This is a genomic window from Pseudomonas putida, assembly GCF_004357765.1.
GTDB classification, from domain to species: Bacteria; Pseudomonadota; Gammaproteobacteria; order Pseudomonadales; family Pseudomonadaceae; genus Aquipseudomonas; species Aquipseudomonas putida_U.
Genome location: NZ_SMTE01000011.1, coordinates 276,153 through 285,938 on the forward strand (window position 1 = coordinate 276,153; position 9,786 = coordinate 285,938).

At 63.2% G+C, this 9,786-nt stretch carries 7 protein-coding genes; all 7 read right to left on the minus strand.

What is annotated here, in order from left to right:
- Positions 1 to 68 precede the first annotated feature (68 nt).
- The 7 genes from E2H86_RS18675 to E2H86_RS18705 all read right to left on the minus strand — a co-directional run bounded on the left by E2H86_RS18675 (position 69) and on the right by E2H86_RS18705 (position 8,769).
- Positions 69 to 938: an oxygenase MpaB family protein gene (locus E2H86_RS18675; RefSeq protein WP_133330450.1), complete on the minus strand. Its 870-nt coding sequence runs from the start codon at positions 936 to 938 to the stop codon at positions 69 to 71.
- Positions 939 to 978: 40 nt separating this feature from the next.
- The gene (gene acs, locus E2H86_RS18680; protein ID WP_133330452.1) at positions 979 to 2,913 is read right to left on the minus strand and encodes an acetate--CoA ligase; all 1,935 of its coding nucleotides are present in this window, start codon (positions 2,911 to 2,913) and stop codon (positions 979 to 981) included.
- A 187-nt stretch (positions 2,914 to 3,100) separates the two neighbouring features.
- Positions 3,101 to 4,765 carry a glucose-6-phosphate isomerase gene (gene pgi, locus E2H86_RS18685; protein WP_133330454.1) on the minus strand — a complete coding sequence of 555 codons (1,665 nt, stop codon included), beginning with the start codon at positions 4,763 to 4,765 and terminating at the stop codon, positions 3,101 to 3,103.
- Between the two features lie 215 nt (positions 4,766 to 4,980).
- Positions 4,981 to 5,844 (minus strand): pantoate--beta-alanine ligase, encoded by an 864-nt coding sequence (gene panC, locus E2H86_RS18690; RefSeq protein WP_133330456.1) that lies wholly within the window; start codon positions 5,842 to 5,844, stop codon positions 4,981 to 4,983.
- Positions 5,841 to 6,641 carry a 3-methyl-2-oxobutanoate hydroxymethyltransferase gene (gene panB / locus E2H86_RS18695; protein WP_133330458.1) on the minus strand — a complete coding sequence of 267 codons (801 nt, stop codon included), beginning with the start codon at positions 6,639 to 6,641 and terminating at the stop codon, positions 5,841 to 5,843. Before panB ends, panC begins: the two co-directional genes overlap by 4 nt.
- A 260-nt stretch (positions 6,642 to 6,901) precedes the next feature.
- On the minus strand, positions 6,902 to 7,381 hold the full coding sequence (gene folK / locus E2H86_RS18700; protein WP_133330460.1) for a 2-amino-4-hydroxy-6-hydroxymethyldihydropteridine diphosphokinase: 480 nt from the start codon (positions 7,379 to 7,381) through the stop codon (positions 6,902 to 6,904).
- Complete coding sequence (locus tag E2H86_RS18705) at positions 7,378 to 8,769, minus strand: polynucleotide adenylyltransferase PcnB (RefSeq protein ID WP_133330462.1); 1,392 nt, start codon at positions 8,767 to 8,769, stop codon at positions 7,378 to 7,380. Before E2H86_RS18705 ends, folK begins: the two co-directional genes overlap by 4 nt.
- Positions 8,770 to 9,786: the final 1,017 nt, after the last annotated feature.

Consider the following 9,786-nt stretch of genomic DNA (forward strand, 5'->3'; position numbering starts at 1 on the left):
GTCTGGCTTAGCAGGAGTGCTTGGAGTATGGCACGTTAAATCGGTTCCGCTGAGAGGGCCAAATAGTGTCACTCGAGACCCATGCGGCGTTTGGCCCGCTGTGCCGAGCCATTGCGCATGGCCCAGCGCAACACCGGGGCAGTGCGCAATACCCCTTGGCGCACCAGTTGCCGGTGCAGCGGGCCTTGCTGAAGGGCCAGCATCTCGACGGCCCATTCGGGCAGTAGGTCGATCCCTGCCTGAAGCATCAGTTTTCCGACCGGCTGCGCCAGGCGGCTGGGTGCAGGGGCGGCGAGCAGGATCGCGACCACCTCCTGGCTGCGTGCGTCGCATTTCAGGTCTGGGCGCATGGCGCGCAGGTAGTCATCGACCTGCTGACAGCAGCGCGGCACGTTCCGGGCACCTAGGCGCTCGGCGATCAGGGCGATTTCATCGTAGTAGCGGTCCTGTTCCGTGCGGGGCAGGTGAGGGTCGCGGTAGCGCAGGTGGGCGGCCAGGAAACAGCTGACTTCGGCCACGTGCACCCAGGTCAGCAGGTCCGGGTCGCTTGCGGCGTAGGGCTGACCATCGGGCGTGTTGCCGGTGACCTTGAGATGAATGTCGCGCACCTTGGCGATGAGCCATTCGGCATCGCGGGTGGAGCCGAAGGTGGTGCCGGAGATGAATTGGCTGGTGCGGCGCAAGCGGCCGAGCAGGTCGCCGCGAAAGTTGGAGTGGTCCCATACTCCGGCCAGTGCGGCTGGATGCAGCAATTGCAGGAGCAAGGCGGCGATGCCGCCGATCAGCATGCTGGGGAAATCGCCATGCACCCGCCAGCTCATGCTCTGCGGGCCGAACAAGCCAGGGTCGCCCTTGGGAGACTCCAGATCGAGCTGGCCGAGGGCCAGCCCGGTGAGGCTCATGACCTGGGTTTCGATGCGACGGCGGATGGCTTCCATGGTGACCTGTCGTTCGGGGCGGCCACGGCATGGCCGCCGGCTATCGGTTGAGGCGATTGTCGATCAACCCTTGGACCACGCTCGGGTCGGCCAGGGTCGAGGTGTCGCCCAGGTTGTCGAGTTCGTTGCAGGCGATTTTGCGCAGTATACGCCGCATGATCTTGCCCGAGCGGGTCTTGGGCAGACCCGGTGCCCATTGAATCAGTTCGGGCTTGGCAAAGCTGCCTATCTCCTTGCTGACCAATGCCAGCAGTTCGGCCTTGAGCGCGTCTGTGGCGTTGACACCGTTCATGGGCGTGACGAAGGCATACACGCCCTGGCCTTTGAGATCATGGGGGTAGCCGACCACTGCCGCTTCCGCCACGCTGTCGTGCAACACCAGCGCGCTTTCCACTTCTGCAGTGCCGATACGATGGCCGGACACGTTGATCACATCGTCGACACGGCCAGTGATCCAGTAATGGCCATCGGCATCGCGACGAGCCCCGTCGCCAGTGAAATAGTAACCCGGCATCGGTTTGAAATAGGTGTCGACCATGCGCTGGTGGTCGCCATAAACGCTGCGGATCTGCCCTGGCCAGCTGGCCTTGAGCGCCAGCATCCCCGCCCCCGGGCCTTCGATCAGTTGCCCCTTGTCATCCAGCAGTACCGGCTGCACGCCGAACATCGGTTGGGTGGCGCAACCGGGCTTGAGTACCGGGGTGCCGGGCAGTGGAGTCAACATGATGCCGCCGGTCTCGGTCTGCCACCAGGTGTCGACGATGGGGCAGCGGGTCTGCCCGACCTCCTCGAAATACCATTCCCAGGCTTCCGGATTGATCGGCTCGCCGACACTGCCGAGCAGGCGCAGGCTCTTTCTCGAGGTGCTGCGCAGTGGCCACGGTCCTTCTCGCATCAGTGCGCGCAGGGCGGTGGGCGCGGTATAGAAGATGTTGACCTGGTGCTTGTCCACCACTTGCCAGAAGCGTGAGGTGTCCGGGTAATTGGGCACCCCTTCGAACATCAGGCTGATGGCGCCGTTGGCCAACGGGCCATAGACAATGTAGCTGTGCCCAGTGACCCAGCCGACGTCGGCGGTGCACCAGAACACCTCGCCGTCGCGGTAGTCGAACACCACCTTGAACGTCAGCGTGGCCTGTAGCAGGTAGCCGGCCGTGGTGTGCATCACGCCCTTGGGTTTGCCGGTGCTACCGGAGGTGTACAGGATGAACAGCGGGTCTTCGGCTTCCATGGGTTCGGGCGGGCAGTCGTCGTCGACTGTGGCAATCGCTTCGTGGTACCAGAGATCCCGATTGTCGTTCCAGTCGACCTTCCCGCCCGTGCGACGGACTACCAACACGCTGCTGACGCCCGGACAACTGGCCAGGGCCTGGTCGACGTTCTGCTTGAGCGGGATGCGCTTGCCGCCGCGCACGCCCTCGTCGGCGGTGATCACGGTACGGCAGTCGGCGTCGAGAATGCGGTCACGCAGGGCATCGGGTGAGAAACCACCGAAGACCACCGAGTGGATGGCACCGATGCGTGTGCAGGCGAGCATGGCGTAGGCGGCCTCGGGCACCATCGGCATGTAGATGCACACCCGGTCGCCCTTGCTCACGCCGCGTGCTTTGAGGGCATTGGCCAGGCGGCAGACCTGGCGATGCAGCTCGCGGTAGCTGATGGCCTTGGCATCCTTGGGGTCGTCACCCTCCCAGAGCAGGGCGGTCTGTTCGCCGCGCTGGGCCAGGTGGCGATCGATGCAGTTATAGCTGACGTTGAGCTGAGCGCCGTCGAACCAACGGGCGGTGCCGGTTTTCAGGTCGCATTGCTGCACGCTCGACCAGGGTTTTATCCAGTCGAGGCGCTTGGCCTGTTCGGCCCAGAACGTATCGGGATCTTCCACCGACTGGCGGTACAGGCGCTGGTAGTCGTCTTGGCTGAGGGCGGCAGATTGGCTGACAGCCAATGCCTGGGGGTAATTGCGGATATCGAACATGGCGGGTGGTCCTGCTCTTGTGGGGCGATGGACTGCAACGGCTATTCGATGGACAAGTGTAGACAGGCTGGGTTCGCCCGTTCTGTCAGGGTAGGATCCCGGACAAGCCAAGGCCCACGTGAAGTGGGCCTTGGCAGATATTCAGCAGGTACCCTTGCGCACGACAGCGGGCAAGGGCACGGCCGGGTCAACCGCGGTGACGGCCGCGGAAGTAGTTGATCAGCCCTTGTGTCGAGCCGTCCTCGGCACCTTCTTCCAGGCTGCCTACGAGGCGCTGGTACACGCCCTTGCCCAGTTCCTTGCCCAGCTCCACGCCCCATTGGTCGAAGGCGTTGATACCCCAGATCACGCTTTGCACGAATACCTTGTGCTCGTACATCGCAACCAGGGCACCGAGGCGGCGTGGGCTGATGCGCTCGACCACCAGGGTGTTGCTCGGGCGGTTACCCGGAATCACCTTGTGCGGGGCCAGTTTGGCCACATCCGCTTCGTTCAGGCCCTTGGCGCGCAACTCCGCTTCGGCTTCGCTGCGGGTCTTGCCGAGCATCAACGCCTGGCTCTGCGACAGGCAGTTGGCGTACAGCCACTGGTGGTGGTCGGCGACCGGGTTGAAACTGACCACCGGTACGATGAAGTCGGCCGGAATCATCTGCGTGCCCTGGTGCAGCAACTGGTGGTAGGCATGCTGACCGTTGCAGCCGACGCCGCCCCAGATGACCGGACCGGTATCAGTGTGCACCGGGCTGCCATCCTGCAGCACGCTCTTGCCATTGGACTCCATGTCCAGCTGCTGCAGGTGTTTGGTGATGTTACGCAGATAGTGGTCGTACGGCAGGATGGCGTGGCTCTTGGCGCCCCAGAAATTGCCGTACCAGACGCCGAGCAGCGCCAGCAGTACCGGCATGTTCTTGTCGAATGGCGCGGTCTGGAAGTGCTGGTCCATGGTGTAGGCACCGGACAGCAGCTCCTTGAAGTTGGCGGTACCGATGGCCAGGGCGATCGGCAGGCCGATGGCCGACCACAGCGAGTAGCGTCCACCGACCCAGTCCCACATCGGGAAGATGTTCTCTTCACGGATGCCGAAGGCCACGGCAGCGGCCTTGTTGCTGGAAACGGCGATGAAGTGGCGGTACAGCTCGGCCTCCGAGCCGCCCTGGGCCAGGTACCAGGTACGCGCGGCCATGGCGTTCTTCAGGGTTTCCAGGGTGTTGAACGACTTCGACGAAACGATGAACAGGGTGGTCTCGGCGCGCAGGTTGGCCGACAGTTCGTGGAACTCGCTGCCGTCGATATTGGCCAGGTAGTGGCAGCGCACGCCGCGCTGGGCATAAGGCAGCAAAGCTTCGGACACCAGTTCGGGGCCGAGGAACGAACCGCCGATGCCGATGTTGACCACGTCGGTGATGGGCTTTTCGCTGTAGCCACGCCACAGGCCGTCGTGAATACGGCCGACCAGTTCGGTGATCTGGTTCAGCACCTTGTGCACTTCGGGCATCACGTTGACGCCGTTGACGCTGAGCTTGTCGCCCACCGGCCGGCGCAGCGCGGTATGCAGCACCGGGCGGCCTTCGGAGGCGTTGATGATCTCGCCGCTGAACATCGACTTGATCGCTGCCTGCAGGTCGACCTCGTTGGCCAGGTTCACCAGCAGCTCGCGGGTCTGCTCGGTGATCAGGTTCTTCGAATAGTCCAGGAACAGCCCACAGCTGCTCAGCGAGAACTGGTCGAAACGCTGCCCATCGGCGGCGAACGCTTCGCGCATGCTGAATCCCTGCATGGCGTCGCGGTGTTGCTGGAGTGCCTGCCAAGCGGGCAGGGCCGTAACATCGTGGGGTGTACGGTAATACGCCATTGCGCGGAGTTCCTTGATGCGTGGTGTGGCCTTTGACCTTGGCGGTCACTGCCGGGTTCAGGCTGGCCATCATTATAGGCATAGCCCGCGCGCAGGGAATGGGGGGAGTGAAGAGGAGTTGCGTAGGATCAATCCTTGACCGAACCCGTCACTGCCGGGGGCGGGTTCGGCCAAGCGTCAGCCAGCGCTGATCAGGCTGCGCAGAAGCGCGCGTATCAGGCGCTCGGTTCGTCCAGATGCAGATACAAATTGTCGATCAGGCGAGTCTTGCCCAGGTACGCCGCCACCAGGATGACCAGGTCGCGGTCGCCGAAGGTCGCTGGCCGCAGGGTTACGGCGTGACGAACTTCCAGGTAATCCGGGCGCAGGCCTGCCGTCTGCAGTTGCTGCTTACCTTGCTCGACCAGTGCCGGGAAATCGACCTGGCCAGCAACGATGGCCTCTCCCATCTGCTTGAGCGTGCGGTACACCACCGGAGCGGTGGCGCGTTCTTCCGGGGTCAGATAGCCGTTGCGCGACGACAGCGCCAGGCCGTCTTCGGCGCGCACAGTGGGTTCGCCGATGATCTGGATCGGCATGTTCAGGTCACGCACCATGGCGCGGATCACTGCCAGTTGCTGGAAGTCCTTCTCGCCGAACACCGCGAGGTCTGGCTGGACCATGTTGAACAGCTTGCTGACCACGGTCGCCACGCCCTCGAAATGGCCTGGTCGGCTGGCGCCGCACAGGCCCTCGGACAACTGCGGCACGGCGACCCGGGTCTGCACCGCCATGCCGTCGGGGTACATTTCCTCGACGCTGGGGGCGAACAGCAGGTTGCAACCGGCGTCGAGCAGACGTTGCTGGTCGGCGGCAAGGGTCCGGGGGTACTTGTCGAGGTCTTCGTTGGCACCGAACTGCAGTGGGTTGACGAAGATGCTGGCGACCACGAAGTCGGCACGTTGCGCCGCCTTGGTCACCAATGCGGCATGGCCGGCGTGCAGGTTGCCCATGGTCGGCACGAAACCGATGCGCTTGCCTTCGCTGCGCGCGCGCGCCACAGCGGCGCGTAGCTCACGGACGGTCTTGACTGTGTTCATGCGCTGAATCCATGTTCGCTGCCGGGGAAGCTGACCTCCTTGACCGCCTTGACGTAGGCAGCCAGGGCGCTGGCGATGTCCGGCTGGTCGGCCATGAAGTTCTTCACGAACTTCGGTACGCGACCGCTCAGTGACAGGCCGAGCATGTCGTGCAGCACCAGGACCTGGCCGTCGGTGGCGCTGCCGGCGCCGATCCCGATCACCGGGATGTTCACGGCGAGGGTGATTTCCTTGGCCAGCTCGCTGGGCACGCATTCGAGCAGCAGCATGGCGGCGCCAGCCTGCTCAAGGGCGATGGCATCGGCACGCATCTGCCTCGCCTGGGCCTCCTGGCGGCCCTGTACCTTGTAGCCGCCCAGCACGTTGACGGTTTGTGGAGTCAGGCCCATGTGCGCGCACACCGGCACACCGCGCTCGGCCAGCAGGCGAATGGTCTCGGCCAGCCAGGCGGCGCCTTCGATCTTGACCATGTGCGCACCGGCCTGCATCAGGCTGGCGCTGTTGGCAAAGGCCTGTTCGGGTGTGGCGTGGGCCATGAACGGCAGGTCGGCGAGGATCAGTGCGCCATCGTTACCGCGTTTCACGCAGGCAGTATGGTAGGCCATTTCGGCGGTGGTGACCGGCAGGGTGCTGTCGTGGCCCTGCAAGACCATCCCCAGGGAGTCGCCCACCAGCAGCACTTCGACGCCGGCTTGGCTGGCAGCCCGGGCAAAGGTCGCGTCGTAGCAGGTCAGCATGGTGATCTTTTCCCCTTTGGCCTTCAGGCCGTGCAGGGTGGTCAGGGTTACTTCAGGCATTTGGCAAAATCCTCGTTCAGGCGCTGTGAAAAACGACTGCGGACAACGCGTGTAGTCATCTTCCGGAGCGGCACATCATCGGGTGTGATGTTCGGGCACAGGTCCGTCCGGGCCTAGATACGGGTATGCGGCACTTGGGTGCCACTCAAGGACGCCTATAGTCGTGAGCAAGATGTGGGAAGTCAATCATCCTGTTACCGCGTTGTTACGGTAAAGATGTTACTGGCGTTACCGAGGCTGTGTCTGGTCGGCTGCGCCTTTTACAGGCGCTCCAGGCCGACGAATGGGCAGGCTTGCAGCAGTTGGGCGAGGGTGCGGCCGTCGGCCAGCACGAAGTCGCTGGCTACCAGCTCGGCCAAGGGGTAGAGCACGAACGGGCGAGCGTGCATATGGTAATGCGGGACCTTCAGACGGGGCAGGTCGAGCACCTGCTCGCCGAACAGCAGGATGTCCAGGTCGAGCGTGCGCGGGCCCCAGCGCTCGGCGCGCACGCGGCCCTGGTCGTTTTCGATGGCCTGCAGCGCATCGAGCAGGGCCAAGGGCTCGAGCGAGGTGTCCAGCGCGGCCACGGCATTGGTGTAACGTGGTTGGCCGGGGAGCAGCGAGTCGCTGGTATAGAGCGCGGAACTGGCGACCAGCCGGCAGCCATCGAGCTGGTCGAGCGCACGCAATGCGCTGCGCAACTGCTCGGCAGGCGCATCGAGGTTGCTGCCCAGACCTACGTAGGCGCGCGTGATCACTCGCCTGCCTCGTCACCCGAACGCTTGCGCTTGCTGCCGCTGCGCTTGCGTTTGCGTGGACCGGCACCGCTGCCGCCGTCATCACGACCGCCCAACTCGCGGATCATCTCGCGGCGCTCGCTGTCGTGGGCGTCCTGGTAATCGGTCCACCATTGGCCGAGGTCATCGGTTTCTTCGCCGGCGCTTTCACGCAAAAGCAGGAAATCGTAACCGGCGCGGAAACGCGGGTTGTCGAGCAGTTGGTCGGCACGCTTGCCGCTGCGTCGTGGCAGGCGCTCCTGCATGTCCCAGATCTCGCGGATCGGCAGGGTGAAGCGCTTTGGAATGGCAATGCGCTGGCATTGTTCGGCGATCAGATCGTGGGCCGCGCCGTTCATGGCCGGGATCGGTGGTACACCCTGGTTTTGCAGGTGCAGCACGCGGCCCGGCAAGGCTGGCCAGAGCAGGGCGGCGAAGAGGAACGCCGGGGTGACCGGCTTGCCTTGCTTGACTCGCAGGTCGGTGTTGTTCAGTGCCTGACTGATCAGGGTATGGGTATAGGTCGGGCGCTCTTCCAGGGCGTGGGCGCTGGCCGGGAACAGCGGCTCGAACAAGTGCAGGTCGACCAGCATCTCGAAGGCGATCGCACCCTGACCAGAGAGGAACAGCTTGAGGCTTTCTTCGAACAGGCGAGCCGGGGGGATTTCCCTGAGCAGTGGCGCGAGGTCGCGGATCGGCTGGACCGTGTGCTTCTCGATACCGAAGTTGAGCTTGGCGGCGAAGCGCACGGCGCGCAGCATGCGCACTGGGTCTTCCTGGTAACGATGGGTCGGGTCGCCGATCAGGCGCAGCAAGCGATTGCGCACGTCGTGCACGCCGTTGGCGTAATCGAGGATGCGTTCGCTGACCGGGTCGTAATAGAGGGCGTTGATGGTGAAGTCGCGGCGCTGTGCGTCTTCTTCCAGGGTGCCGTAGACGTTGTCGCGCAGGATGCGGCCGCTGGCATTGTGGGACGAGCGATGGCTGTCACCCTGGTCTTCGTCGGAGTGGTGCGCACGGAAGGTGGCGACTTCGATGATCTCACGGCCGAAATGCACGTGGACCAGCTTGAAGCGGCGACCGATGATGCGCGCATTGCGGAACTCGGCACGGACCTGCTCGGGGGTGGCGCTGGTGGCGACGTCGAAATCTTTGGGAGGGATGCCCAGCATCAGGTCGCGGACACAGCCACCGACCAGGTAGGCCTGGTAGCCAGCGCTTTGCAGGCGCTCGACGATGTTCACCGCATGGCGGCTGAACTGGTGCCGCTGCAGCGAGTGCTGGCTCTTGTTGATCACTTCAGGCGTGGTGCGCCTGTGGTGCTGGCCCGGTACGGGCGGACGGAACGACTGGAACAGCTTCTTCAGCATGGGATGCACTGTTTGAAGGAATGATCGGCCAAGAATAGGAGAATGGCCGCATGATAGGCGGGGATTCTAGCATTTACTCTGCGAATGGTGTAGGCGGTCGCAGGGAAGGGGTTCCGGAGGGGAGAAACGACAAGGGGAGCCTAAGCTCCCCAAGAAGTCGTTACGTGCTCTTATTGTTTTTCTGCTGGGCTTCTTGTTTTTGTTGAGTGCCCTGCCCACAAATCTCAAAGCTTGTGGACGACCCCCAAACCGGGGGTTAAGAGCAAACGGATTGCTTTGGCCGCTGACGTCATGCTGATCAATCGATCCAACCAGTTCAGGCGCTGCTATAGTGCAGTTTTTGTTGTTCTCTGCCTGGTCGTGGGGCAAGCCCCAAACACGCATCCTCTCCAAAAGAATCAGTTAGCTGCGCCTCCGCCGTCTTGTTTTTATTGTGCGTGAGCCGTTTCGTCTTGTTCTTATTTTGGTTGCAGTGCTTGTTATTGTTTTTGTACCAAGCATATAGCAGGTGCCGTGCCAACTTTTGAAAGTCTAGTAAAATCAAGGGGTTGGCGCTTCCGTGGGGGTTGTGGAAGGGCTGGAAAGGGGCTGTTTCGTTACCGTACGCCTCGGAGACTGTTACGGTTTGAAGGCAGAGGTAACAAATTTCTTTGGGGTGGGGGTGTTACCTGGGGCTGGGCTTGGGGCTTTGGGGCTTTGGGGCTTTGGGGCTTGGGGCTTGGGGCTGGGTGGCTGATCCGAGGGGTGTAGCGGCGCTACTGGCCCCTTCCGCCTTTACGGCGGGTCCCTTTTGTCTTGGCAAAAGGGACGCAAAACCGCTTGCTCCCACATACGGCCCCTACGCTGCGCTTCGGGGTCCCCTCGCTACGGCGGCTTGCGGGCCCGCGCGGCCTACGACTTGCTACGCAAGTCTACATCTCGCGCCTTCGGCTTACGCCGAAGGGTGCTGCGCACCTGGCCCTCCAGCCACCTCCACTCGGCCTCCTGAGGTCGCGGGTAGATCAAAAGCAAGATCAA

Coding starts and splice junctions, on each gene's coding strand:
- acs (WP_133330452.1), bottom strand. CDS start 2,913: ATGTTCGATATCCGCAATTACCCCCAGGCATTGGCTGTCAGCCAATCT.
- panC (WP_133330456.1), bottom strand. CDS start 5,844: ATGAACACAGTCAAGACCGTCCGTGAGCTACGCGCCGCTGTGGCGCGC.
- E2H86_RS18705 (WP_133330462.1), bottom strand. CDS start 8,769: ATGCTGAAGAAGCTGTTCCAGTCGTTCCGTCCGCCCGTACCGGGCCAG.
- pgi (WP_133330454.1), bottom strand. CDS start 4,765: ATGGCGTATTACCGTACACCCCACGATGTTACGGCCCTGCCCGCTTGG.
- E2H86_RS18675 (WP_133330450.1), bottom strand. CDS start 938: ATGGAAGCCATCCGCCGTCGCATCGAAACCCAGGTCATGAGCCTCACC.
- panB (WP_133330458.1), bottom strand. CDS start 6,641: ATGCCTGAAGTAACCCTGACCACCCTGCACGGCCTGAAGGCCAAAGGG.